The organism is Virgisporangium aliadipatigenens, from assembly GCF_016863615.1.
In the GTDB taxonomy this organism is placed as follows: Bacteria; Actinomycetota; Actinomycetes; order Mycobacteriales; family Micromonosporaceae; genus Virgisporangium; species Virgisporangium aliadipatigenens.
In genome coordinates this window covers 79038-104720 of sequence record NZ_BOPF01000015.1, presented here as the reverse complement: position 1 = coordinate 104720, position 25683 = coordinate 79038, and the positions used below count along the sequence as shown (strand labels likewise).

General features: G+C 73.2%; 18 protein-coding genes. 15 read left to right on the top strand and 3 right to left on the bottom strand.

Annotated features, from left to right (window positions below; translation table 11 throughout):
* Positions 1-4 precede the first annotated feature (4 nt).
* Positions 5-769 carry an SIR2 family NAD-dependent protein deacylase gene (locus Val02_RS21765; RefSeq protein WP_203900992.1) on the bottom strand — a complete coding sequence of 255 codons (765 nt, stop codon included), beginning with the start codon at positions 767-769 and terminating at the stop codon, positions 5-7.
* Between the two features lie 34 nt (positions 770-803).
* Here Val02_RS21765 and Val02_RS21760 point away from each other — a divergent pair, with 34 nt between their 5' ends.
* Together Val02_RS21760 and Val02_RS21755 are read left to right on the top strand one after the other, a co-directional pair.
* On the top strand, positions 804-1205 hold the full coding sequence (locus Val02_RS21760; protein ID WP_203900991.1) for a thioesterase family protein: 402 nt from the start codon (positions 804-806) through the stop codon (positions 1203-1205).
* Positions 1202-1978 (top strand): MBL fold metallo-hydrolase, encoded by a 777-nt coding sequence (locus Val02_RS21755; RefSeq protein ID WP_203900990.1) that lies wholly within the window; start codon positions 1202-1204, stop codon positions 1976-1978. The genes Val02_RS21760 and Val02_RS21755 overlap by 4 nt, the downstream gene beginning before the upstream one ends.
* Here the strand turns inward: Val02_RS21755 and Val02_RS21750 are convergent.
* Positions 1954-2880 (bottom strand): carbohydrate kinase family protein, encoded by a 927-nt coding sequence (locus Val02_RS21750; RefSeq protein WP_203900989.1) that lies wholly within the window; start codon positions 2878-2880, stop codon positions 1954-1956. The genes Val02_RS21755 and Val02_RS21750 overlap by 25 nt on opposite strands.
* Positions 2881-2897: 17 nt before the next feature.
* Here Val02_RS21750 and Val02_RS21745 point away from each other — a divergent pair, with 17 nt between their 5' ends.
* Genes Val02_RS21745 through mug form a run of 5 tightly spaced genes read left to right on the top strand, consistent with a single transcriptional unit; the run spans position 2898 to position 7668 of the window.
* Positions 2898-3884, top strand: a complete 987-nt coding sequence (locus tag Val02_RS21745) for a lactonase family protein (RefSeq protein WP_203900988.1) — start codon at positions 2898-2900, stop codon at positions 3882-3884.
* Between the two features lie 47 nt (positions 3885-3931).
* Entirely contained in the window at positions 3932-5440 is a 1509-nt protein-coding gene (locus tag Val02_RS47520) for a serine/threonine-protein kinase (protein ID WP_239153229.1), read from the top strand.
* Positions 5441-5470: 30 nt separating this feature from the next.
* On the top strand, positions 5471-5650 hold the full coding sequence (locus Val02_RS21735; RefSeq protein ID WP_203900987.1) for a hypothetical protein: 180 nt from the start codon (positions 5471-5473) through the stop codon (positions 5648-5650).
* Positions 5651-5677: 27 nt separating this feature from the next.
* Positions 5678-7123, top strand: a complete 1446-nt coding sequence (locus Val02_RS21730) for an aminopeptidase P family protein (RefSeq protein ID WP_203900986.1) — start codon at positions 5678-5680, stop codon at positions 7121-7123.
* Entirely contained in the window at positions 7120-7668 is a 549-nt protein-coding gene (gene mug / locus Val02_RS21725; RefSeq protein ID WP_308440015.1) for a G/U mismatch-specific DNA glycosylase, read from the top strand. The genes Val02_RS21730 and mug overlap by 4 nt, the downstream gene beginning before the upstream one ends.
* A 111-nt stretch (positions 7669-7779) precedes the next feature.
* Here the strand turns inward: mug and Val02_RS21720 are convergent, their stop codons facing one another.
* A complete protein-coding gene (locus Val02_RS21720; RefSeq protein ID WP_203900985.1) occupies positions 7780-8166 on the bottom strand; it encodes a RidA family protein in 387 nt (128 codons plus the stop codon).
* Positions 8167-8353: 187 nt separating this feature from the next.
* Between Val02_RS21720 and Val02_RS21715 the strand changes: the two genes are divergently transcribed.
* From Val02_RS21715 to Val02_RS21680, 8 genes are all read left to right on the top strand, one after another.
* Positions 8354-9226 (top strand): DUF4132 domain-containing protein, encoded by an 873-nt coding sequence (locus Val02_RS21715; protein ID WP_203900984.1) that lies wholly within the window; start codon positions 8354-8356, stop codon positions 9224-9226.
* Positions 9223-14007: a hypothetical protein gene (locus tag Val02_RS21710; protein ID WP_203900983.1), complete on the top strand. Its 4785-nt coding sequence runs from the start codon at positions 9223-9225 to the stop codon at positions 14005-14007. Before Val02_RS21715 ends, Val02_RS21710 begins: the two co-directional genes overlap by 4 nt.
* Positions 14004-15170, top strand: coding sequence for an ATP-binding protein (locus Val02_RS21705; protein ID WP_203900982.1), 1167 nt, complete (start codon positions 14004-14006; stop codon positions 15168-15170). Before Val02_RS21710 ends, Val02_RS21705 begins: the two co-directional genes overlap by 4 nt.
* On the top strand, positions 15154-18954 hold the full coding sequence (locus Val02_RS47515) for a DUF5682 family protein (RefSeq protein ID WP_239153227.1): 3801 nt from the start codon (positions 15154-15156) through the stop codon (positions 18952-18954). The genes Val02_RS21705 and Val02_RS47515 overlap by 17 nt, the downstream gene beginning before the upstream one ends.
* A gap of 52 nt (positions 18955-19006) precedes the next feature.
* Positions 19007-20962: a hypothetical protein gene (locus Val02_RS21695; RefSeq protein WP_203900981.1), complete on the top strand. Its 1956-nt coding sequence runs from the start codon at positions 19007-19009 to the stop codon at positions 20960-20962.
* A 236-nt stretch (positions 20963-21198) separates the two neighbouring features.
* A complete protein-coding gene (locus Val02_RS21690; RefSeq protein ID WP_203900980.1) occupies positions 21199-24006 on the top strand; it encodes an aconitate hydratase in 2808 nt (935 codons plus the stop codon).
* Positions 24007-24087: 81 nt separating this feature from the next.
* Positions 24088-24690: a lipoprotein gene (locus Val02_RS21685; RefSeq protein WP_203900979.1), complete on the top strand. Its 603-nt coding sequence runs from the start codon at positions 24088-24090 to the stop codon at positions 24688-24690.
* Between the two features lie 2 nt (positions 24691-24692).
* Positions 24693-25676, top strand: coding sequence for a hypothetical protein (locus Val02_RS21680; RefSeq protein WP_203900978.1), 984 nt, complete (start codon positions 24693-24695; stop codon positions 25674-25676).
* The last annotated feature ends 7 nt before the right edge of the window (positions 25677-25683 follow it).

The following is a 25683-nucleotide window of genomic DNA, read 5'->3' as shown; positions in this document are numbered from 1 at the left end:
GTGGTCAGGACGGCACCCCGGAAACCGCCGCCACCAGCGCCGGCAGGACGGCACCGATCGGCTCCCGCAGCACGGCGTCGGCCATGAGGTCGTACGGGGTGGGGTCGGCATTGACGATCACGACCCGCGCGCCCGCGTACGCGGCCACCTCGACCAGGCCGGCGGCCGGCTGCACGGTCAGCGACGTGCCTACCGCCAGAAACAGGTCGCAGCCCTTCGCCGCTTGCTGGCAGGCGCGCAGGACCACCGGATCGAGGGACTGCCCGAACGAGATCGTCGCCGACTTGAGGATGCCGCCGCAGCGCAGGCACGGCGGGTCCGCCTCCCCGGCGTCCACGCGCGCCAGCACGTCCGGCATCGGCGTGCGGTCGTGGCAGCTCAGGCACTCCACGGTCCAGATGGTGCCGTGGATCTCCAGCACCTTCTCCGGGTCGGAGCCGGCCTTCTGCTGGAGGCCGTCGATGTTCTGCGTGACGATGGCGCGCAGGCGGCCGGCCCGCTCGAGGTGGACCAGGGCCCGGTGGCCGGTGTTGGGCTCGGCGGTCCACGCCGCGTGGTCGCGCCGGTTGCCCCAGGCGCGCACCCGGACCTCCCGGTCGGCGACGTAGTTGTCAAGCGTGAACAGCTTGGCCGCGGCCGGGTCCTTGGTCCACACGCCGTTGGGGCCGCGGAAGTCGGGGATGCCGGAGTCGGTGGAGATGCCGGCGCCGCAGAGCACCGTCACCGAGCCGACCTTCGGCAGCCAGTCGGGCAGCGTCGACACAGACATGACACCCAACGTAGCCCCGAAATAGGGTGAGGCCATGGATCTCGATGCGGCGGGCTGGGTCGGCGCCACCGTGCGCGTGGCGCTCATCGTGGGCGAGGCGGACACCGCGCAGGCCGTGGGCTCCGGCGACGTGCCGGTGCTGGGGACCCCGCGGGTGCTGGCCCTCGCCGAGGCGGCCACGGTGGCCGTGACCGCCCCGCGCCTGCCGTCGGGCGCGACGACCGTCGGGACCCGCGTGGAGCTGACTCACACCGCGGCCACCCCGGTGGGGCGGACCGTGTGGGCGCAGGCCACGCTGGCCAAGGTCGACGGCAGGCGGCTCACCTTCGAGGTGGCGGTCCGCGACGGGTCGACGGTAGTGGCCGAGGCGAGAATCGAACGGGTCCTCGTCGACCGGCAGAAGTTTCTGGCGAAGGCAGAGAAGGCCGGATCATGAAGGAGATCGCGGATCGCGTCTTCGTCCTGCGGCACGAGGTCCTCGACGTCAACGCCACGCTCGTCCTGGGCGACGACTGCGCGGTCGTGATCGACACGCTGTCGACGGCGGCGCAGGCCACCGAGCTGGTGAACGCGGTGCGCCGGGTGACCGACCGGCCGTACCACGTCGTGAACACGCACCACCACTTCGACCACTGCTTCGGCAACGCCACGCTGAACCCCGTATCCGTGCACGCGCATCCCGAGGCGGCCGCATCGCTGACCGCCACCGATCCGCGCACCGTAGCGGCGGGGTACGACATTCCCGGCTTGGCCGAGGTCGTGGTGCGGCCGCCGGATGTTCTGGTGCGGGCGGAGCAGGCGCTCGGGCTGGGCGGGCGGGAGGTGGTGCTGCGCTTCCTGGGGCGTGGGCACACCGCGGGGGATCTCGTCGTTCACGTGCCGGACGTGGGAGTGGTGGTGGCCGGGGATCTGATCGAGGAGAGCGGGCCGCCGCAGTTCGACGACGCCTATCCGCTGGAGTGGCCGGACACCGTGGCCGCTCTTCTTTCGGTGGGGGCGACGGCCTTCGTACCGGGGCACGGAGCGGTCGTCGACGCGGAGTTCGTGCTGGCGCAGCATGCCGAGCTGGCCGCGCTCGACTGGGCCATCCGCGAGGGGCACGCCGACTCCGCGCCGGTCGAGGCCGTGGCGGCGCGCGCCCCGTTCGGCGTGGAGACCGCCACGGTCGCCGTCCGCCGCGGTTTTCAAGCCCTGTACGGAACGGCCTGAGGAAAGCGCCGGCGCACCGCGTCAGCGGTCGGCAGGGCCGTCGCGCCACCCGGCCCCTCGCAGGTGAGCGAACCGACCGCGAGCGCGTAGCGCAGCAGCAGCGGCCAGTCCGGCGTGCCGCCCTCGGGCGTCGTGAGCATGCCGTGCACCAGCGCTGCGAGCACGCTGTCACCGGCGCCGGTCGTGTCGACGGCTTCGATCGGCTCAGCCCGTTCCATATGAAGCTTGTGATCGTGACGGAGGAGGGCGCCGGAACCGCCTCGGGTGACCACGACGGTGGCCCCGCCCTCGGCGAGCCGGGCGGCGGCGCGCTCCGGGTCGTCCCCCCACAGCACCTCGGCGTCGACCGCGCTCAGCTTGACCAGGTCGGCCCCGGCGGCGAACTCCTCGACCACGGCGGCATACGCCTTCCGGTCCTGGAGCAGGCGCGGGCGCGCGTTGGGGTCGAACACCTTGCGCGGCCCCGGCACCCGCCAGGCGGCCCGGGCGGCGGCGAGCGTCGGCTCCCACAGCATCGCGATCGACCCGGCCGAGATCACCTCCGCGCCGGCGAGCAGCTCCGCGTCGAGATCGTCGGGTCCGAGCAGCCCGTGCGAGTCGCCGTAGAACGTGAAGTCCGGCTCGGCGTCGGTGAACGTCGTCAGCGCCAGGGTGGTCGGCGCGGCGACCCGCTTCACCCCGTCGACGCGCACCCCGTTGTCCACGAGGAACGCCAGCAGCCGTTCCCCCAGCGCGTCGGTCGACACGGAGCCCACGAAGTGCGCCGCACCCCCGAGCCGGGACACGCCCACCGCCACGTTGAACGGCGCACCGCCCACCGCGGGCCGGTAGACGGGCTCCCCGTCGCTCGTCCCGTCCAGCAGATCCATCAGGGCCTCGCCCAGCACCACGGCGTATCGCACGGGCATATTGTGGCCCGGTGCTGTACGTCGGAGGCCATAGCCGGGGCATCGCGATCGTGGATCCGGAGCAATTCGTCGTGCGGCGCACCGTCCCCGGCCCGGACGACCCGGTCTGCCTGGCGCACTCCCCCGACGGCCGCTACGTGTACGCCGCGCACTTCCTCGACCCGGCGCTGATCAGCGCCTATGCGGTCGACGGCCCGGATCTGCACCCGCTCGGCGCGCAGCCGTGCGGCGGCGCGGAGCCGGTGCACCTGAGCGTCTCGCCGGACGGCCGCTGGATCCTGGTGGCCAACTGGGGGTCGGGCAGCTTCGCCACCCTCCCGGTCGAGGCGGACGGCGGCGTCGGTCCGGTCGCCGACGTGGTGACCCATCCGCAGCGCTACGCCCACTGGATCGGTGCCGACCCGAGCGGCCGCTGGATCCTCGCGGTGCACATGGGCCTCGGCTCCGTCCTCACCTACCGCCTCGACCCGTCGACCGGCCGCCTGGCGCTCCACGCCGAGGCTCCGTTACATCGACCGGGTGGCGTCCGCGGGCTCGCCTTTCACCCGGACGGGCGAACCTGCTACGTCGTGAACGAGCTGGAGCCCACGCTCACTTTGTGCGACTTCGATATCACAACGGGCCGATTGACGCAGGTCATGACGGTTCCGACGCTGGACGGTGGAATTGCGCCCGGCCATTCGTCGGCGATTGTCGTCGATCCGACCGGAAAGTTCGTCTACATCGGACACCGCGGCCCCGACAAGATCGCCCAGCTCACGGGCGGAACGCCACCCCGCCTCACCGCCCTGGGCGACAGCGGCGGGCACTTCCCCCGTGACATGCTCCTCAGTGCCGACGGCACAAAAATGTGGGTCGCGAACGAGCGCGGCGACTCCGTCGCAGAGTTGATCGTGGATCCAAAAGATGGACAGTTGTCAACATCCGGACGGGTGCTGTCGATATCCACCCCCACGAGCCTGATGACCATTAGGTCACCGCTCCGGGACCGGTCGTAGTGCACACGAGGTAGGTCCGATCGCCACACGTAGTGCAGACTGTCCGGGTGGAATCGGACGAGACGCTCGGCGGGCGGTACCGCCTGGTCGAACTTCTCGGAGAGGGCGGCATGTCCGCCGTCTGGCGCGCGCATGACGAAGTGCTCCGCCGGCCGGTGGCCGTCAAGGTCCTCTCCTCACGGCACCTGACCGACGACGGCTTCCGCGAGCGCATCCGCGCCGAGGCACTGGCCGCCGCCGGTCTTTCGCATCCACACATCGCGAGCGTCTACGACTTCGGGGAGTCGCTGGGCACTCGCCGCGAGCGCGTTCCCTACGTGGTGATGGAACTCCTCGACGGGCGCTCCCTGGCGGACGTCGTGTCCGACGGGCCGCTCACGCCCCGGCAGGCGATGCGGATCTGCGCCGAGGTCGCCTCCGCGCTCGCCGCCGCACACGCCCGCGGCATCGTCCACCGCGACGTCAAGCCGGGCAACGTCATGGTCACGCCCAACGGCGCCAAGGTCGTCGACTTCGGCATCGCCGCGGCAGCCGGTGAGCTGGCCGACTTCGAGTCCGCCGCGATCATGTACGGCACCCCGGCCTACCTCGCCCCCGAACGCCTCGAGGACGGCCCCGCCGTCACCGCCACCGACGTGTACGCGCTCGGCCTGCTGCTCTACCGGCTGCTCACCGGCCAGCTGCCGTGGTCCGCCGAGACGACCACGCAGATCCTGCGGGCGCACGTGTACGTCGAGCCGAAGTCGCTGCCCCGCCAGACCGGGCTGCCGATCGCCGTCACCACCCTCTACCAGCGCTGCCTGGAGAAGGACCCGGCCAACCGGCCGACCGCCGCCGAGGCGGCCCGGATCCTCGCCGACGCGGCCGGGATCTCGGTGTCGCTGCCCGGCAGCCCGTCGTTCAAGAACGGCGACACCTCGGACTTCCCCACCGTGCCGCGGGTCTCGCCGGCGCGCCGGCGGGCCCGGTTCGCGGGTGCCGCGGTCGCCGCCGTCGCCCTGGTCGCCGCGGTCGTCGTGGGCGCCACGCAGTTGGCCGGCGCCGGTGCCGAGGACCGCAGCGGCGACCGGGGCCTGCCGGCCAACAAGCAGGCCGCGCAGGACGCCAACGCCGGCCTCGGCGCCACCGGCGGAAGCACCGGGCCGGGCACCCCGCCGGGCGGCACGTCGGGCGCGCCCCCCACCAGCGGCAACGGTGCCCAGCCGATCCCCGGCTCCACCGTCGTGCCGAGCAACGGTTCGACCACGGGGTCGAGTCCCGTCGGCGGCGGGTCGCCCAGCGGCCCGGGCGGCGCCGCCACCAACTCGCAGGTGGTGGAGTTCGAGACCAAGGCGGGCCACGTCAGCGTCCGGTGCAGCGGCACCACCGCCGTCTACGTCACCCACAGCACGTTCGAGGGCTACAGCTCCAAGGTCCCCGCGGCGGCGCCCAACGTCGTGGTGCGCTACAGGTCGGACACCCTCACCCCGATGAAGGTGAAGATCACCATCAGCTGCGCGACGGGTAAGCCGGACCCGGACATCCGGGAGAGCAACAACCCTTCCGACGACGTGTAGGCGCCGCCGTCCGGGGGTACCCGACGGATCATGACTGATCCCTCGGTTACCGAAGTCCTGCCGCCGGACGTGGTCGACACCGGCGTCTCCGACGTGCTCAACGAGGACGAGGTCGTCCACGTACCACCGGCCGTCGAGCAGCTGGTCGAGGCGCAGGAGGCGGAGATCGCCTACGCCCCCGACGTGCCGCACTGGGAGCCCGGCACCTGACGCGGGGCCCCGGGGTACGGTCGGGGGATGGCGGACCAGCACGGCTCAGAAAGCCACGACCCCGACTTCCCCGAGAAGTATCTCGAGTTCATGCGTACGGGGTGGAACACCTCCGCCCCGTACGTCGCCACCACCGAGCCGTCCCCCGCTCAGCTGCACCAACGGCGACGCGACGCGCTCGCCGAGGCGTTCCCGGGCGAGACCCTCGTCATCCCGAGCGGCGGCGAGAAGACGCGCGCCAACGACACCGCGTTCCGTTTCCGCCCGGGCAGCGACCACGTGTGGCTCACCGGCGAGCACGACGCCGACGCCGTACTGATCATCCACGCCGACGGCGAGCACGTGCTCTACGTCCGCCCGCGCTCCTCCCGGGAGACCGACGAGTTCTTCCGCGACCGCGTGCACGGCGAGCTGTGGGTGGGCCGCCGCCGCACCCTCCGGGAGAAGTCCGAGGTCCTCGGCATCCGCACGGCGCACGTCGACGAGCTGCCCGCCGCCCTCGACGCCCACGCCCCCGGCCGCACCCGCGTCCTGCGCGGCTACTCCGCGGCCGTCGACGCGGCGATCCGTCCCCGCCACGGCGCGCCCGACGCCGACCGGGAGCTGGCCCGCGCGCTCTCCGAGCTGCGGCTGACCAAGGACGAGTGGGAGATCGCCCAGCTCCAGGACGCCGTGGACGCGACGGTCCGCGGGTTCGAGGACGTCGCGCGGATCCTCCCCGCCGACAAAGCCGTGGCGGAACGTCTTCTCGAGGGCATCTTCGCCCTCCGTGCCCGACACGACGGGAACGACGTCGGCTACCACAGCATCGTCGGCGCCGGCGCCAACGCGACGGTCCTGCACTGGGACGACAGCACCGGCACCACGCGCCCCGGCGAGCTGCTGCTGATGGACATGGGCGTGGAGAACGTCAACCTGTACACCGCCGACGTGACCCGCACGCTGCCGGTGTCGGGGACGTTCACGCCGCTGCAGCGGCAGGTCTACGAGATCGTCTACCGCTCCCAGGAGGCCGGCATCGCGGCGGTGCGGCCCGGCGCGATGTTCGACGACGTGCACCAGGCGTGCATGCGCGTGCTCGCCGAGGGGCTCGACGACCTGGGCCTGCTGCCGGTCGGCGTGGACGAGGCCATGAAGCCCGACTCGATCGTGTACCGGCGCTGGTCGCTGCACGGTTCGGGGCACATGCTCGGGCTCGACGTGCACGACTGCGCCAACGCGCGCAAGGAGCGCTACCGCGACGGTTCCCTGGCGCAGGGCTACGTGATCACCGTCGAGCCGGGCCTGTACTTCCAGCTCGAGGACGAACTCGTCCCGGAGGAGCTGCGCGGCATCGGCATCCGCATCGAGGACGACGTGCTCGTCACCGCCGACGGCGCGCAGAACCTCTCCGCCGGGCTGCCGCGCTCGCCGGACGACGTCGAGCAGTGGCTGGCGCTCCAGCGGGAGGCCGGCTTCCGGCTGCCCGGGTGAGCCCCCGTCCGACGGCCGCCGACCTGGCCTCGGCGGAGGGGCGGACGATCCCCGACGTGATCGGCCCGGGGTTGCGGGTGCTGTTCTGCGGCATCAACCCCGGGCTGTACTCGGCGTGGACCGGCCACCACTTCGCCCGCCCCGGCAACCGGTTCTGGCCGGCGCTGCACCGCTCCGGCTTCACGCCGTCGTTGTTCGCCCCGGCTTCGCAGCACCTGCTGCTGGAGCACGGCCTCGGCATCACGAACGTCGTCGAGCGCGGCAGCGCCCGGGCCGACGAGCTGACCCGCGCGGAACTGGTCGCCGGCGGCGAAGCGTTGCGGCGCAAGGTGTTGCGGCACTCGCCGGGATGGCTGGCCGTGTTGGGCGTCGGGGCGTACCGGGTGGCGTTCGGGGAGCCGCGGGCGTCGGTGGGGCGGCAGGGGCGGACCGTGGGGAGCACCGGGGTGTGGGTCCTGCCCAACCCCAGCGGCCTGAACGCCCACTATCAGCTGGATCGCCTCGCGGCGGAGTTCGCCCTCCTCCGCGAGGTCGCCACCCCCTGAACACGTAAATCGACGGGACGTCTCGCCGCAGGATCAGCTCGGCGAACTGGTGCGGCACCTGGACGCGGCACGGCGCGCGGCGGCGTCGCTTCGGGGCAACGCGGCCTGAGGTCAGGCGGTGGCTATGGCTTCGATCTCGACGAGCCAGTCGTCCGACAGGGTCTGGGCGACGATCGCCGTCGTCGGGACGACCCGGCCGCCCAGCGCCGCCACCCGCGCGGCGGCGTTGGCCTCGGCGTACGACGCGTCGCGCAGGTAGCTCGTCAGCCGCACGATGTTGTCGACGGTCATGTCCGCCGACGCGAGGATCGCGTGCAGGTTGTCCCAGATGAGGACGAGCTGATCCTCCAGCGTCTCGCCGGGTCGGCCGGACGGGTCGAGCCCCATCGTCCCCGAGATGAACAGCAGCCGCTGCGCCCCGCGCACTTCGACCGCGTGGACGTAATCCTCGGTGGCCGGATAGACACCCTGGGTCGGGTTGCGCGGGATCAGCTCCATGCCCGGATCCTAACCCGACCGTCCTCTGTGGACGGTTCTGACGCCGTGCGCAGAACCCGTGGTTCGGCACCGTATCAGGCGTTGTCACGCCGCGAATTTCATGACCGAAAGTTCTACGGACGGGGCGGAAAAGTGTCGGTGGGCTCGTCTAGCCTCTCGCTGTCCCGCTGAGAGAGAGGTCTACACGATGACGTGGCTCGCGACGGCCGGTGGCTATGAGGTCACCGTTCGATCCGGGAAGGTGGTGTGCCGCAACTCGAAGAAAACCGAGCTGCGCACCGTTCCTCCCGCGGTGCGCAAGGATCCCGTGACGGTCGCCGCGCAGCAGCTCATCGAGTGGCTCGAACGCCACCAGAAGCAGTGCCACGCGGAGGTCGAGAAGTGGATGGTGCGCTCGTTGCCCGTTCCCTCGAAGCTGTTGTCCGAGGTGTGGGCGGACGACGCGTGGCGCACGGTCCTCACCGACCTCGTCGTGGCGGCGGTGGACGCCGACGGCGGGTGGGACCCGGACGAGGTCGGCTTCCTGCGCGACGCCGGTGACAAGGGCATCGGCCTGGTCAACCTCGACGGCGAGACGGTGCGCGTCGAGACCGAGCGGATCGCGATCCCGCACCCGGTGCTGCTGTCCGACCTGGACGACCTGCGCGAGTTCGCGGCCGACCTGGAGGTGCGGCAGTCGCTCGACCAGCTGTTCCGCGAGACCTGGGTGCGGCCGGCCATCGCCGACCCGCAGGCGCACAGCGTCAACGACTACGCCGGCGGACGCTACGCCGAGCTGCGGCACCTGATGGCGCGCGCCTCCTCGCTCGGTTACCAGGTCAAGGGCGGCTACGCGGTCTGCCGCGTCTTCGAGGGCGGCGAGACCGTCGAGGCCCGCTCGTGGGTCGGCTCCGACGATCCGTACTACTCCACGGAGACCGGCGACCTCGTCTTCACCGACAAGGCGGGCGTGGGCCGGCTGCTGCGGGCCGTCGGCCCGGTGACCTGGTCCGAGGGCATGCGCATGGCCGCGGCGCTGTACGCCGGCCGCGTCGTGGAGAAGCAGGAGGAAGAAGCGTGACCGAGGCGTTGCTGGATGCCGGTGCGGTGCTGCCGCTCGGGTCCACTGTGGACAAGCCCGACACCGTCGACACGTTGACGGTGCGCGCCTACCGGCATGCCGTTCTCGGGGAGCGGCCGGTGGTGCGGCTGGTGCCGGGCATGCTCGGGCAGGCCGAGGACCTCGCGATGGACTTCCTCGGGCTGAAGCCGGACGAGGACTCCACGCCCGCCGAGGTCGGGCTGGTCCGCCAGCAGGCGCTCGGGTTCCCGGCGTGGGCGCTGGTCAACGACCCGGCCAACGGGCATCACGCCCTCGCCCTGGTCAAGGAGATGGAGAAGCTCGCCCGCGGGGCCAAGTCGAAGATCGGCCCGGCCCGCGACGGGTTCAATGCCTTGGGGGAACGCCTCGCGCGTGCCGTGCCGCACTTCCTGCCGACGTTCTACGAGGAGGCCGGGCGGGCGTTCGTGGCGGCCGAGAGCCCGACCTACGCGGCGACCATGTTCGGCAAGGCGCGCGAGGCGGAGGAGGTGTTCGGGCTCGCGATCGACGAGGAGCGGCTGCACGCCGTGTTCCTGGAGTTCGCGCTGGCGGGTGCGCTGACCGCGAAGGCGCTCTCCGGCCACGCCCGCACCCTCGCCGCGCGCAGCGGCTCCGTCGAGGCCTACGACCGGTTCCTGCGGCTGTGCCTCGAACGCACCCTGGGCGGGCTGCCGCCGTACGCCACCATGCACACGGACCTGCGGCGGCTGGCCAAGGCGGCCAAGCTCGACCAGGCCGAGGCCGACGACGAGGTGGTGCGCCGGCTGCTCGACGCGCCCGCCACCGCGCGTGCGCCGGAGGGGTTCTGGACCGGCTACCAGTCGTCGCTGACCCGCATCGGGGCCGCGGAGCCGCGATTCCGCGGTGTGCTGCTGGGGATGTTCCCGCAAAACTGCGGTGACCTCGCGTGGATCACGGTGCTCCGGGAGAGCGGCGCGGCCGATGCCCTCGTCGGACCGGCGGGTGCGGCGCCCGCGGAGGCCCAGTCGCCCGACGGGCCGGCGGGGTGGCTGCACCGCATCGCCGCGCGCCGCGAGGGGCGCTACTACCGCGAGCGCAAGCGGCTCCAGGAGCTGCAGACGCTCGCCGCCGACATGGCCGGCCGGCTCATCGCCGACGGCGAGCCGGTCAAGCTCGCCGAGAACCACTGGGACGTCGACCTCGACCTGATCGACGAGTGCCTGGCGGCCGGGATCCCGGTGGCCGACCCCGCCGACAACATCCGCGTGCACATCGACGAGTGGCTCGACGACGACAAGCCCGGCCGGCGCGACCTGACCGCGCTGGCGGCCGACGAGCGGTTCCTGCCGCACCTGGTCTCGGGTGTGGAGTCGTTCCTCAAGCCGCGGTACAGCAGCTCCCCGAGGATCGATCCGTTGGCGGTGCAGCGGGTGGTGGCCGTGGCGGGCCTGCGGCGCGCCGTGCACGCCTGGCAGGAGCGGCTCGCCGGCGAGGTCGGCGCGCTCGGCCTGCCCAACCTGCCGGGCCAGCTGACCGCCGTCACCGCGCTCGCCTGCGCGGAGGGCTTCGCGGTCAACCCGGAGGCGGTGCGGCGCATCCTCGACACCTCGGTGCCGGCGCTGCTCGGCCGCACCCTGCGCACCGGCCTGCTGGACGAGTACGGCTGGCCGGCGCTCGAGGAGGCGGTGGCGCGGCTGTCGGAGGGCGTCAAGCCGACCGACGACGCCCGCATCTACGTGGTCCGGCAGTGGCCGCAGCTGATCCTGCGCCGCGGCGACCTGGTGCTGGTGGTCGGCCCGGACGGCATCGAGCTGGAGCACATGCTGCGCATCCCCGCCGCCGAGCGCTCCTACTGGTGGCTGCTGGTGCTCAACTACGTCGACGGGCAGCTGCTCGTCAGCTGGGACCGCGGGCCGGATCGCGCCAATTACTGGACCGGTTCGCCGGACGACGTGTTCATCACCTCGGACCGGGCCTTCTCCCGGTACTCCTACGACACGCTGCCGGCGCCCGGCGGTGGGCGTTCCATCGGTGGGCGGGTCCTGCGGGTGGGCGATCGCACCGATGACGCCACCGCCTCGGTGATCAGCGACGGCGTCACGTACTGGCGCTGCCAGAACGTCGAGGGCAAGCTGGTGCTGATCGAGTTCGACCCGGTCACGGGCACCGCCGGGCGGGCCTCGCTGCCGTCGTTCTTCGAGGACGCCGGGCCCGACGCGGAGGCGCTCAGCCCGTGGGCAAGCTGGCTGGCGCCCGTTCCGGCGATCGCGGGGGCCGATCCGCTGGGCGGCGCCGGTGGGCTGGTCGGGTGGCGGGCCGCCGCCGACGGGCACTCCGGGCGTGCCGTCGACGGGCGGGAGTTCCGTGCGACGACGACGCCGGAGGGCTGGACGGCGACCGTGCTGGGCGCGATGACGTTCCCCGGCTCGGATCGGGTCCGGGGCCTCGTGCGCAGCCGCAACAACAACGACGCCACGCAGATCGTCGACGACAGCGGCTTCGCCGTCGGTGAGTACACAGTGGACAGTCGCAACGAGTCGTACGCGCGGGGCACGCGGATGGTGCTGCCCGCCCGCTGGTGGCACTTCCTGCGGGTGCGCGACGAGGCCGGTTCGGCCGCGCTGCGGGCCGTCACCGACGAGGTCGCCGCGGCGCTGATGGCCGAGATCGACGCCGTGTACCGGGCCGCGGAGGAGGAGCAGAAGGTCGACCGCGACGCGGTGCGCGCCGTGGTCACGCGGCTGCTGCCCGAGGTCACCGACACCGGGCTGGTCGACGGGATCGTCGGCGTCGTACGCGAAGCCGTGCGGCACGACACGACGTTCCGGCAGCTCGCCGGTGTGCTGGAGGGGCGGCCGCTGGTCGAGGAGAAGCCCGCGGTCAAGGAGGAGCCGACCCGGCCCGGTTCGGACGTCACGCTCCAGGCCGGTCTGCAGGGGATGATCCCGTACTGCTACAACCGCGGGCACAGCGCGCTGGACATGTTCACGGCGATCGGGCCGGCGCTCACCGGTGCCGTCGACACGCTGTCGCTCGCCTCGCTCGACCGGGACTGGTTCGACGCGTTCGCCGCGCTCCCCGGTGCCATGTTCCGGGCGGTGGCGACGCTGACCCATCCGGACGAGCGCGAGGCGCTGCTGCTGTTCCTCGAGGCCGTCGCGGGCTCCGGGCTGCTCGACGGGACCGGGCGGCTCCGGCGGGTCACGATGATCGCCGCCGCCAAGCCGACGTACGCGGTCGGCCAGGTGGTGCCGATCGACGGACACCGGTTCCTGATCCTGTCGATCGACAACAGCGACAACGAGGTCTACGCGATCGAGTGGGCGCCGGACGGCGTGTTCCGCCAGCCGACCGGCCACAAGCTGACCCACGAGCGGCAGCTCACCGACGGCAGCGTGTCGGCCGAGCGGATCGCCGAACTGGTCGCGCTGGTGCGCGCCAACGGCCCCGTGCCGTGGCGGCCGGAGCTGATCGACACCCTGTCGCAGCGGGCCGGCATGACGCGTGCCGAGGCGGCCGTCGTGCTGTACGGGCTGCCGACCAGCAACGCGTGGGACCGGGAGGAGTCCGTCGCGCACCGCGAGCCGCTGGGCATCGCCGAGGCCGCGTTCACCACCGCCCGCACCCGCTGGGGCCAGCTCGGCACGGGCACCAACTCGACGGTGCTGGCCTCCCTGCTGCCGGCCGACCTGACCGACCTGTGGTCCGGCGGCCTGAACATCGACGGGCTCGTCGCCTGGTGGGTCGAGCGGCACGGCGAACGCACGCCGGTCGACGACAGCATCGTCGTCACCGTCCAGAAGGCACAGGTCAACGGCCGGATCCACACCTCCGAGCTGGTGCACGGCATCGCCAACCCGCACACGTGCAAGTGGCTCGCCGGGCCGTCCGGCGGCTACGACGTCGACGACGTGCTGGTGGCGCTGGCCCGGATGATCCCGTGGATGTCCTACCACCTGCCGGTCGACAGCCCGATCCGGGAGCAGCTGCCGGCCGTGGTGGAGAAGGTGCGCGCGCTGATCGCCGACCCGTCGGTGGCGCTGCCGGCCGGTTACCTCAACGAGAGCAAGATCGCCCCGCTGATCAAGGCGCTGCACGCGGGCACCCCGGTCGACGGGCCGCACGGCCGGGAGATCGGCCCGCTGATCGTGCCACCGGGCAGCGGCTGGCACCGCGTCCTCCTGCGGCCGGCCCTCGTCAACGGCATGGACGACCCGGTGATGACGGTGCTGCGGGCCCGGCTCGACAGCGTCGACGACGAGAACTTCGCCGCCGTGCGGGCGCTGCTCAGCCCGCAGTTGCCGAAGCTGGTTGCCTACACGCCGCCGGACCCGGAGGCGGGAGCGCCGCAGGACCCGTCCCGTTCCGCGCCGGAGCTGGTGGCGGAGGTCGCCGAGAAGACCGGCCTGAGCGCCGACGCGGCGACGCTGTACCTGCAACTGCTCGCGCTGCCCGACCCCACCGACCGCAACGTGGCGGCGTGGACGGGCTGGAAGCCGGCGCGGCTCAAGAAGGCGCGCGCCGAGCTCGCCGAGACCGACCTGGTGGTGGCCGCCAAGCGGGCCCGTGCCGGGCGCGGGCTCTTCATCCCCGGTGGTTGGCTCGCCCTGGGCGCGCCGCACCTGCCGCTCGAACGCTGGAAGCTCTCCATGCTCATCGGCGACGAGAGCGGCATCTCGGAACTGCACATGGTGCTGCCGGTCTCCCCACCACCGGCGCTGTTCGAACTGGCCTGGGACCGGGTGCGCAACGGTGACGCACCCCGGTTCGACGAACTCGTGACGGAGCGACGCCGATGACCTCGACCCTGACCCGCCCGCAGACCCGACAGGTCGACCCCGCGGAGCACGCCCACGCCGAGGAACTGGCGTTCCTGGCCGCCTACGACGACGGCCCCAAGCCGCCCGGCTGGCGGCTGACGCCGCGTGCGGTGGTGACCTTCGTGATGGGCAGCGACGGCAAGCCGCTGACGCTGCCCAAGGGCGCCAAGGCCGACGGCGTGCCGGCCAAGCTGACCATCCGCGGCAAGTTCGTCGGCGAACGCGCACTCGTCGAACGCTGCGTCGTCACCCTGGCCGGCGAGCGCGGGCTGCTGCTCGTCGGCGAGCCGGGCACCGCCAAGTCCATGCTCTCCGAGCTGCTCTCGGCGGCGGTCTGCGGCACCAGCGAACTGGTCGTGCAGGGCACCGCCGGCACCACCGAGGACCAGCTGCGCTACGGCTGGAACTACGCGCTCCTGCTCGCCGGCGGCCCGTCGCCGGAGGCCCTCGTGCCCTCGCCAGTGCTCAGCGCGATGCGCCAGGGTTCGATCGCCCGCGTCGAGGAGATCACCCGCTGCCTGCCGGAGGTGCAGGACGCGCTCGTGTCGCTGCTGTCCGACCGGCGCATCGCCGTGCCCGAACTGGCCGGCACGGAGCACTCGGCGGTGCACGCGGCGCCCGGGTTCTCGCTGATCGCCACCGCCAACCTGCGCGACCGCGGGGTGTCGGAGATGTCGGCCGCGCTCAAGCGCCGGTTCAACTTCGAGACGGTGGGTCCGATCCCGGACCTGGCGGCGGAGACGGATCTGGTGCGCCGGCAGGCCAAGGCCGCGCTGGAACGCTCGGAGGCCGCCTTCGGCGTGGACGACGCGGTGCTGGAGGCGCTGGTGACGGCGTTCCGGGACCTGCGCTCGGGCCGCTCGGTCGAGGGCTGGGACGTCGAACGCCCGTCGACCGTCATGAGCACCGCCGAAGCGGTCGGGGTGGCCACCGCGCTCGGGCTGGCGGCGGCCTACTTCCCGGGTGACCGGGACGTGCTGTCGCTGCTGCCGGGGCACCTGCTCGGCGTGGTGCGCAAGGACGACCCGGCCGACGCGGCGAAGCTGCTCGGCTACTGGGACTCGTCGGTGCGGCGGCGCGCGGAAGAGGGCGGGCGGCTGTGGCGCCGGCTGTGGGAGCTGCGCGATGTCCTTGCGGACTGAGGCCATCGCGGCGTCGGCGGGCGGGGCACCTCCGTCCGCCGGCGCGGGCGGCCCGGCATCGTTCGGCGGCACCGTGCCGTCGGGTCGTCCGGGCGGCTCGGCGCCGTCCGGCGGTCCGGGCGATCCAGCGCCGTCCGGCAGCCCGGCGGTCGGTGGCGGTGACGGCGGGGCTGATCCGGCCGTCGCGACCGACGCGCTCGCCGCGAGTGTGCGGCCGTTCCTCATCGGGGTGCGGCACCACTCCCCCGCGCTGTCCGTGGCGGTGCCGGTGCTGCTGGAGAAGTTCCGGCCGGACGTGCTGCTGTTGGAGCTGCCGGGCGAGTTGGCCGAGTGGCTGCCGTATCTGGCCGATCCGCAGACCCGTGCGCCGGTGGCGCTCGCCGGGGTCACCAAGGGTTCGCCCGGGCCGGCGTTCTACCCGTTCGCCGACTTCTCGCCGGAACTGGTCGCCGTGCGCTGGGCCGCCCGGGCGGGAGTTCCCGTCGTGGCGTGCGATCTGCCGCTCGGGCATCGTGGCTGGGGTGAGGGGCGCGGTGCGGGTGTGCCGGCCGCGCCGGGTGCGGTGACGTTCGCGGGGGCGCTGCGGGCTGCCTCGAGCGGGCGGGCCGACGAGGACATGTGGGACCGCATGGTCGAGGCCCGGGCGCCGGGGGCCGATCCCGAGGCGATCCGGCGGGCGGCTCTCGCCGTGGGGTGGGCGTTGCGCGACGACGCCGTTCGGGGCGGTGGGGTGGATCCCGTCGACCTCGCTCGCGAGGCGTGGATGCGCAAATGCCTGGCCGAGGCCGGGGAGAAGCGGGTGGCGGCGCTGGTGGGGTCGTTCCACGCGGCGGCGCTGTGTGCCGGCGAGCCGGCCGCGGAGACGTCCACAGTGGACGGTGTGCGGACCTCGCTCGTGCCTTACACGTTCCCCCTGCTGGACTCCAGATCCGGCTACCCGGCGGGGATCCGCGACCCGGAGTGGCAACAGGCCGTGGTCTCCGCCGGAGGCGACCCGGCCGCGGTCGAGGACTCGATGCTCTCGACGGTGGTCGCGGTCTGCGCGCGGTTGCGCGCGGCGGGGCACCCGGCCGGCCCGGCCGAGGCGCGGGAGGCGGTGCGCCTCGCGATCGACCTCGCGCGGCTGCGCCGGCTGCCGGCCCCGAGCCGCGGCGAACTCGTCGAGGCGGTGCAGACCGTCCTGGTTCAGGGCGAGACGATGGGTCGCGGTCGGGTCGTGGCCGCCGCGATGGAACGCGTACTCGTGGGCGAACGCCGCGGCGCCCTCGCCCCGGGCACACCCCGCTCCGGACTGGCGCCCTACGTGACGGAACTGCTCACCGAGCTCCGCCTGCCCGGTCCCGCGCAGGCGGAGAAGGACCTGCGGCTCGACCCGATGCGCTCCGACCTGGACCGGCGTCGCGAGGTGACGCTGGCCCGGCTGGCCGCGGCGGGTGTGCCCTACGCGACCCGGGTCGCCACCGAGGGCGTCGGCGGCGGCGACACGATCAGCACCCGCTGGACCGTCAACTGGACGCCCGAGACCGACGCGATGCTGGAGATCGCCGGGCTGCGCGGGGTGACGCTGGCGCAGGCCGCCGAGGGTTCGCTGCGGGAGGACCGCCGCGCGCAGGAGGCCGAGGGCGAGCCGTCCGTGGCTGAGCTGATCGCCGGCCTCGACGCGGCCGCCACGTGCGGGCTCGTGGACCTGACCCGGGAGTGGCTGGGCGACCTCGTCGACGCGGTGCCCTCGCGCGCCACGCTCGGTGCGGCCGTCAGCGCGCTCGCACTGCTCGACCGGCTGCGCCTGGAACACGTTCCGGGCGTCGCGGGGCAGCTCGACACGAAGGTGCTGCCCGGCATGATCGACGACGTCGAGACGGCCGCGGTGCGCCAGGTCGACGGGCTCGCCGGTTCCGAGCAGGTCGAGGACGCGCGGGCTCTCGCGGCGCTCGCGCACCGTTCCGACGTTACCGGGGTGGGGCTGCGCCTCACCGACGCGCTCGCCCGCCTGGTCGCCACCGGCACGCCGATGATCGCCGGTGCGGCCGGCGCGATCCAGGTGCTGCTCGGCGTCGAGGAACCGGCTGTGCTCGGCACGCGGATCGGTTCGTGGCTCGACCGGGCCACCACGCCGGACGGGCGCCGCGCGCTCCAGGGGCACCTCGGCGGTCTGCTCTCGGCGGCGGAGCCGCTGCTGCAGGCCGGCGGGGACGTGCTGCGGGAACTGCTCGGGCGGGTCGAGACGATGCCGGACCGGGAGTTCCTGGGGCGGCTGCCGGCGTTGCGGGGCGGGTTCCACGTGCTGAGCCCGGCCGCGCGGGACCGGATGCTGACCGTCGTCGCCGAACGGGTCGGTGCGCGGGATCAGGATCTCGGCGAGGGCGATCCGGACGGGTTGCTGGTGCGGCTGCTCGCCGATCGGGCGGGGCGGGAGGTGTTGGCCGCGTTCGGCCTGGGCCTGCCGGACGCTTCACCGGCGTCGGCCGGGCCGGATGCCCCGCCCGGCGCGGCGCTGGAGTCCGGCCCGGGCGCCACACATGGCGCGACGCCGGGCTCGGAAGCGGGTGCCGCGCCTGACCCGGCGCTGGAGTCCGGAGCGGCACCGGAGGTGGGCACGACGCCGGGCCCGGCGTCGGAGGCGGACGCGACGCCCGGTTCGGTGCCGGAAGTGGTGCCGGCGTCCGTGGCGGTGCCCAACGACATCGCGCCGGCCGACCGGTGGCGGCTGCTCCTCGGCCGGGAGAGCGACCGCCTACCGTCCGGCGCACGCCGCTACGCGACGGCGCTCGACGAGCTGTACGGGGCCGGCAAGGGCGAGGGTTCCCGCGCGGACTCCGGCAGCCGCGGCGGGCGCGAGGCGCCGTTCCCCTCTGCGCGGGAGTGGGCCGACGAGCTGGCCGACCTGTTCGGTTCGGGGATCCGCGAGGAGGTCATCGCGGCCGCCGTCGAGGGCGGCCGGACGGACGCGGCGCTGCTGCTCGACCCCGACAGCGTTCGGCCCTCGGTCGAACTCCTCCAGAACGTGCTCACCCTCGCCGGCGGCATGCCGGAGAGCGTCGTCGCGCGGCTGCGCCCGATCGTGCAGCGCATCATCGAGGAGCTCACGAAGGAGCTGGCCAATCGCCTGCGGCCGGCGCTGACCGGCATCACCACGCCGCGCCCGAGCTACCGTCCGGGCGGCCCGCTGGACCTGGCCCGCACCCTGCGGGCCAACCTGGCGAGCAGCCATCTCGACGACGAGGGCCGGCTGGTGCTGGTGCCGGAGAAGCCGGTGTTCCGCACCCGGGCCCGCCGCAGTGTCGACTGGCGGCTGGTGCTGGTGGTGGACGTGTCCGGTTCGATGGAGGCGTCGGTGATCTGGTCCGCGCTCACCGCCGCCGTGCTGGCCGGCGTGCCGGCGCTGACGACGCACTTCGTGGCGTTCTCGACGGAGGTGGTGGACCTGACCGACCAGGCGCACGACCCGCTCTCCCTCCTGCTGGAGGTGCAGGTCGGCGGCGGCACGCGCATCGGCGCCGGCCTGCGCTACGCCCGCGAACTGGTCACCGCACCCACCCGCACCATGGTCGTCCTGGTCACCGACTTCGAGGAGGGTTGGTCCATGCCGGAGGTGCTCGCGGAGACGCGTGCCCTCGTGGAGTCCGGCTGCACCGTGCTGGGCTGCGCGAGCCTCGACGACGCGGGCCGGCCCCGGTACTCCGTGGCGACGGCCGGGCAACTGGTCGCCGCCGGGATGCCGGTCGCCGCGTTGAGCCCGCTGGAGCTGGCCCGCTGGGTCGGCGACAAGGTCCGGCAGGCATGACGCGCCGGGGGACTGAACGCGCCGCCCTCAGCGGACGCGGGGAGGCGAGGGCATGAGCGCGGCGGAGCTGCCTCCGGTGGAGGCCACGGTGGTCACGGCCGCCGTCGACGCGTTGCCGAACAGGCTGCGCAAGAAGCTCGACGACTTCGCCACGAAGGTCGCCGGGTGGGCGGTCTCGGTCGACGGGTCCACGGTGACGGTGACCGTCGACGAGACGACCGCCGTCACGATGACGCTCACGGGCGGCGTGGTCGCCTCGGCCGACGCGGTCGTCTGCACCTGCCTGCTCGCGCCGGCCTGCCTGCACCGCGCGTCGGTCATCGTCACGGCCCCGGTCGCGGACGACGCACCGCCGTCCACAGTGGACGACGGCCCCGGCATGTCCACAGTGGACACCGCGGCGGCGCCGGCCGACGGGACGACCGCAGGGGTGGCGCCGGGGGCGCTCGACGGGACGGCCGCACCGGCCACCGATCCCGCCGGCGCGAGCGCCGCCGGCCAAGGCAAAGGCGCGGGCGGCTCCGCCGCCGGCCGGATCGCTCCGGACGATGCGGCCGCCACCGGAGCCGACCTCACCGAGCAGCAGCGCGCGGCGGCCGAAGGCCTGTGGCGGGCGGCGGCCGCCGCACTCGGTGCCGGCGTCTCCGGCACGGGTCCCGTTCTGCGGACGGGGCTGCTGCGCGCCGCTCACGAGGCGCGGGCCGTGGGGCTGCACCGTGCCGCGGCGGCGGGCCGGCAGGTCGCCAACCAGTTGCAGTCGGCACGGGCCGGCGATCCCCGCTACCGGCTGGCCGACCTGACCGACGGCCTCCGCGAACTCCTCGGCGTGACGCACCGCCTCCGCACCCCCGAACTCGCCGGCGACTCCGTCGGGGAGCTGGTCGGGACGGCCCGGCGGACGTATGACGTTCACGGGAGCATGCGGCTGTACGGGCTGTGCGCCGTGCCGGTGGTGGCCGACACCGGCTACGGCGGAGTGGTGACGTACGTGTCCGATCGGGACGGTCGACTGTGGACGGTCACCGACCTGTATCCCGGTGGTGCCGAACGGGCCGCCGGCGCGGGCCAGATGACGGTGCGCCTGGGCGAGTCGGCGTTGACGCACAAGCGGCTGGCCCGGGCCGGGCTGGTGGTGTCCGGCGCGACGGCCAGCGACACCGGGCAGTTGGGCGCCGGCAAGGCGGTGCGCGCGGTCAGCGCCAAGGGCCTGGGCTGGACCGAGGAGCCGCTGGTCCACCTGTGGAACGCTCCGCTCGCCGAGCAGGTGGCGCGGGCGTTCCCGGCGATGGCCAGGGCGCCGCAGGATCGCACCGCCGGGTCCGACCTGCTGTTCCTGCGGCTGACCGTCGTGGAGGCGCATCGCGACGGCCTCCTGGCGCAGACCTCCGACGGCGGGTGGATCAACCTCGTCGTGGCGATCGACCACGGCGTGCTCGGGTTCCGCCACAACCTGCGGCTGCTCGGCGGCGTGCCGGGGCTGGAGCTGCTGGTGATCGGGCGCCCCGATCCGGCCCGCCGGGCCACGGTGCAGGCGCTGTCGGCGGCTCCCGCGCCGGGCGAGAACCGCCTCGCGCTGCCGGCCGACTGGGCGGGCCACATCGATCTGGGGTACGACCGCCTGCACAGCAGCCACCTCGCGGCGGTCCACCCGCTGCCGCCGGAGCAGGGGCCGGAGGAGCCGCCGCCACCCGGCGAGGTCGTTCCCCTCGCGGTCGGCGATCCCGCCCTGCGACTCCTGCGGCGCCACCTCGAACGCGTCGTCTCCGGAGGCCGCGCCGTCCAGGCACTGGCCACCCCGGAACAGCGTCGCCTGGCGGCCGCCCGCCTGGAGACCGGCGCGGCGCTGCTCGGTCGCCTGACCGACGCCGCCCGCACGCGCCCGCGCGACGCGTTCGGCCGGTTGACGGACGACGGCGGGCAGCCGTTCGTCGCGGCGTGGCTGGCGGCGGCGGTGTACGAGGAGGCGGCCAGCGCGGCGGTGGCGGAGGCCTCCTGGCTGAAGTCGTAGCGGCCGGCAGGATCAAGGGGTGTTCCGTCGCGCGACACGCGGACACCGGTGCGACAGAACACCCCTTGATCCTGAGGAGCGCGGCGGCAACCCGTGTCGCAGTTAGGGCGGCCTTCCTTGCGATCGCAAGCAAGACGGACGTACGGTTTGCAAGAAGATTCCGCACCCGCCGCGCCTGACCCCCGCCACCTGCGGGAGACTTGCGGCTGTAACCACAACCACGTGAGGAGAGCGACGTGGCCAGCCTCGACACGTTCGGTGCCCGGAGCGAGCTGCGCGTCGGCGACGCCAGTTACGAGATCTTCCGGCTGGACAAGGTCGACGGGCAGGAGCGGCTGCCCTACAGCCTGAAGATCCTGCTGGAGAACCTGCTCCGCACCGAGGACGGCGCCAACATCACCGCCGAGCACATCCGGGCCCTCGGCGGCTGGGACCCCGACGCGGAGCCCAACGTCGAGATCCAGTTCACCCCGGCCCGGGTGCTGATGCAGGACTTCACCGGTGTGCCCTGCGTCGTCGACCTGGCCACCATGCGCGAGGCGGTGCGTGACCTGGGCGGCGACGCCACGAAGGTGAACCCGCTGGCGCCGGCGCAGCTCGTCATCGACCACTCCGTCGTCGCCGACCTGTTCGGGCGGCAGGACGCGTTCGCGCGCAACGTGGAGCTGGAGTACGAGCGCAACGGCGAGCGCTACCAGTTCCTGCGCTGGGGACAGTCGGCGTTCAACGAGTTCAAGGTGGTGCCGCCGGGGACCGGCATCGTGCACCAGGTCAACATCGAGTACCTGGCACGGGTGATCTTCGATCGCAACGGGCAGGCCTACCCGGACACCGTCGTCGGCACCGACTCGCACACCACGATGGTCAACGGCCTGGGCGTCGTCGGCTGGGGCGTGGGCGGCATCGAGGCCGAGGCCGCCATGCTCGGCCAGCCGGTGAGCATGCTCATCCCGCGCGTCGTGGGCTTCAAGCTGAGCGGCGAACTGCCCGAGGGCGCCACCGCCACCGACCTTGTGCTCGTGATCACCGAGCAGCTGCGCAAGCACGGCGTGGTCGGCAAGTTCGTGGAGTTCTACGGGCCGGGTGTCTCCGCCGTCCCGCTGGCCAACCGGGCCACCATCGGAAACATGAGCCCCGAGTACGGCTCCACCGTCGCCATCTTCCCGATCGACGACGAGACGCTGAAGTACCTGCGCCTGACCGGCCGCGACGACGCGCACATCGCGCTCGTCGAGGCCTACGCCAAGGAGCAGGGCCTCTGGCACGACCCCGAGCGCGAGCCGGTCTACTCCCAGCGGCTCGAGCTGGATCTGTCCACTGTGGAGCCTTCGCTGGCCGGCCCGAAGCGGCCGCAGGACCGGGTGCCGCTGGCCAACGCGAAGACGCTGTTCCGCGCCGCGCTGAAGGACTACGTCAAGCAGGACGTCGCCGTCGAGGACCGGGCGGCGGGCAACGGCGGGCAGGCCGACGAGAGCAGCGCCGAGTCGTTCCCGGCGAGCGACCCGCCGGCCAACGACCACGCCGACGACCCGGCCGACAAGCCGCGCGACCTCATCTCCGCCGCGGTCGGCGCCGGGGGCCGCCCGACGAAGCCGACCCACGTCACGACCGCCGACGGCGAGTTCGAACTGGACCACGGCGCAGTGGTGATCGCCGCCATCACCTCCTGCACCAACACGTCCAACCCGCAGGTCATGATCGGTGCCGCGCTCCTCGCCCGGAACGCCGTCGACAAGGGCCTGTCCCGCAAGCCGTGGGTCAAGACGACGCTGGCGCCCGGTTCGAAGGTCGTGACGGACTACTACGACCGCTCCGGCCTCACGCCGTACCTGGAGAAGCTGGGCTTCAACCTGGTCGGCTACGGCTGCACGACGTGCATCGGCAACTCGGGCCCGCTCGCCGAGGAGATCAGCGCCGGCGTGCAGGAGTCCGACCTCTCCGTCGTGAGCGTGCTCTCCGGCAACCGCAACTTCGAGGGCCGGATCAACCCCGACGTGAAGATGAACTACCTCGCGTCCCCGCCGCTGGTGGTCGCCTACGCGCTGGCCGGCACGATGGACATCGACCTGTTCAACGAGCCGCTCGGCAACGGTTCGGACGGGGAGCCGGTGTACCTGCGCGACATCTGGCCGAGCCCGAAGGAGATCGACGACGTCATCGCCGGCGCGGTCGCCAGCGACATGTTCACCAGCCGCTACGCCGACGTCTTCGCCGGTGACGAACGCTGGCAGGGGCTCGACACGCCGACCGGTGAGACGTTCACGTGGGACGAGCGGTCGACCTACGTGCGCAAGCCCCCGTACTTCGAGGGCATGGCGAGTGAGCCGTCCGACGTGACCGACATCGAGGGTGCGCGGGTGCTCGCCAAGCTCGGCGACTCGGTCACGACCGACCACATCTCGCCGGCCGGCGCCATCAAGGCGGACTCGCCCGCCGGTAGGTACCTGGCGGAGCACGGGGTGGAGCGCAGGGACTTCAACTCCTACGGTTCCCGGCGCGGCAACCACGAGGTGATGATCCGCGGCACGTTCGCGAACATCCGCCTGCGCAACCAGTTGGTGCCGGGCGTCGAGGGCGGCTTCACGGTCAACCACCTCACCGGCGAGCAGACCACCATCTACGACGCGTCGGCGGCCTACATCGACGCGGGCGTGCCGCTGGTGATCCTGGCCGGCAAGGAGTACGGCTCGGGCTCCTCGCGGGACTGGGCGGCGAAGGGCACCGCGCTGCTCGGCGTGCGTGCCGTGATCGCCGAGAGCTTCGAGCGCATCCACCGTTCCAACCTGATCGGCATGGGTGTGCTCCCGCTTCAGTTCCCCCAGGGGGAGAACGCGGAGTCGCTCGGCCTGGACGGCACGGAAACCTTTGCCATCACGGGCATCGAGGCGCTGAACGCGGGCACCACCCCGCGGGCGGTGACCGTCACGACCGACACCGGGAAGTCCTTCGACGCGGTCGTGCGCATCGACACGCCCGGCGAGGCGGACTACTACCGGCACGGCGGCATCCTGCAGTACGTGCTGCGCCGCATGCTCGCGAGCTGAGCCGAGCCGAATCGGTTCGACGTAGAAACCGGCCGGGGTCCACTGTGGATCCCGGCCGGTGTCGTTGGTAGGGTCCCGCGCGTGCGAACACGAGGATCGATCGCGGTGATGCTCACCCTGCTGGCGCTCGCCGCCTGCAGCGAGCCCGAGCCGTCGGCACCGTCCACAAAGGACAATGCCCCCGTCGCGTCGGCACCGGCGTCGGAGCCCGCGCGGCATCCCCCGGCCCCGAGCGGCCCGACACCGGCCGCCGCAGCGGGCAAGAGCGTGCCGACGTGCACCAAGGGGCTGGCGTTCGACCTCGCCAAGGACTGGAAGCCGCGGCCGGTCCCGGACGACACCAAGGAATTCGACGTCGCCGGCAATCACCCGGTCTGCGAGGTCGACGGCAAGCCGGCCGGCCTCATCGGGTTCATGCGGGTCTACGTGTCGCCGAAGCAGCCGCAGGCCGCGCTGGAGGCGCAGGTGGGCACCGCCAAGGCCACCTACAGCGAGGTGACCGTCGGCCGCGCCGCCGGGGTCGAGGCGGTCTGGACCGACACGAAGGGCGCCCCGGTGCGGGCATTCGCCGTGCAGGGCGGCACCGGCAGCGTGCTGCTGGTGTGGGGCGGCCTCGACGCCGAGGAGCACGAGGGCGGGCGTCCGGCGTACGAGCTGGCCAAGCGCACCGCCGTTCCCCTGTAATCATGTCGGGTCTGGTCTTCCACCGGCCGGATCGTCCCGCGCCGCCCGACCGCGACGAGGCCTACGACGACCTCGGGCTGCGCGCGGCCCGGGAGTCCGCCGCGCTCGGCGACTGGGAGACCGTCGCGGCCGCGATCGATTCCGCCGACTCGTGGGAACGTCGTGCGCTGCGCGTCTGGGTCCTGGCCGGATACGCGGCGACGGACGACCTGTGGCTCAAGCGCTGGCGGACGGCCCGGCCGGACGACCCTCTACTGTGGACGGTCCGGGCCTGCGTGGAGGCGGACCGGGCCTCCCGCGCGCGGGGTGGCGCCTCGGCGGCGCGCACGTCCCGGTCGCAGTTCGAGGCGTTCCACCGGCTGATGCGCGACGCGCGGCTCACCTCGCAGCTCGCCATCGAGAAGTCGCCGCGCGACCCGACGCCGTGGGTGCAATACCTGTGGTCGATGTTCCCGGACGGGCGCGGCCGCCGGGAGGAGTTCGCGACGGCCTTCGCCGCCCTGCGCGAACGCGACCCGTTCCACTACACCGGGCATGAGGCCGCCCTGCAGTTCTACGCGGCGAAGTGGTACGGCTCGCACGCGGAGATGTTCGCGATGGCGCGCACCGTCGCCGCGGAGGCGCCGCCCGGCTCCGCGGTGAACATGCTGCCCGTGCAGGCACACATCGAGTACATCCTGCGGGAGTACCACTGGGACGGGGCCGACGGGCACGCGGCCTCGCAGGCGTACCTGCGCGGCGTCTCCGACGAACTGGACGCGTGCGTGGCGAAGTGGCGTTCGGCCGGGCCGCCCTCGCACGCGCTGGCGATGAAGACCCGTTCGGTGCAGCTCGCGACGCTGGCCCTCGCCGGCCGGACGCGGGAGACCCGGCCGCTGTGGGCGGAGGTCGGCGGGTATCTCGGCGGCGGCTACCCCTGGTACTACTTCGGCAACTCCGCCGGCCTCTTCACGCACTACCGTCGACTGGCCACCTGGCGGGGCTAACCTGGCC

Coding starts and splice junctions, on each gene's coding strand:
- Val02_RS21735 (WP_203900987.1), top strand. CDS start 5,471: ATGACTGATCCCTCGGTTACCGAAGTCCTGCCGCCGGACGTGGTCGAC.
- Val02_RS21715 (WP_203900984.1), top strand. CDS start 8,354: ATGACGTGGCTCGCGACGGCCGGTGGCTATGAGGTCACCGTTCGATCC.
- Val02_RS21680 (WP_203900978.1), top strand. CDS start 24,693: ATGTCGGGTCTGGTCTTCCACCGGCCGGATCGTCCCGCGCCGCCCGAC.
- Val02_RS21760 (WP_203900991.1), top strand. CDS start 804: ATGGATCTCGATGCGGCGGGCTGGGTCGGCGCCACCGTGCGCGTGGCG.
- Val02_RS21755 (WP_203900990.1), top strand. CDS start 1,202: ATGAAGGAGATCGCGGATCGCGTCTTCGTCCTGCGGCACGAGGTCCTC.
- Val02_RS21705 (WP_203900982.1), top strand. CDS start 14,004: ATGACCTCGACCCTGACCCGCCCGCAGACCCGACAGGTCGACCCCGCG.
- Val02_RS47515 (WP_239153227.1), top strand. CDS start 15,154: ATGTCCTTGCGGACTGAGGCCATCGCGGCGTCGGCGGGCGGGGCACCT.
- Val02_RS21765 (WP_203900992.1), bottom strand. CDS start 769: ATGTCTGTGTCGACGCTGCCCGACTGGCTGCCGAAGGTCGGCTCGGTG.
- Val02_RS21720 (WP_203900985.1), bottom strand. CDS start 8,166: ATGGAGCTGATCCCGCGCAACCCGACCCAGGGTGTCTATCCGGCCACC.
- Val02_RS21695 (WP_203900981.1), top strand. CDS start 19,007: ATGAGCGCGGCGGAGCTGCCTCCGGTGGAGGCCACGGTGGTCACGGCC.
- Val02_RS21730 (WP_203900986.1), top strand. CDS start 5,678: ATGGCGGACCAGCACGGCTCAGAAAGCCACGACCCCGACTTCCCCGAG.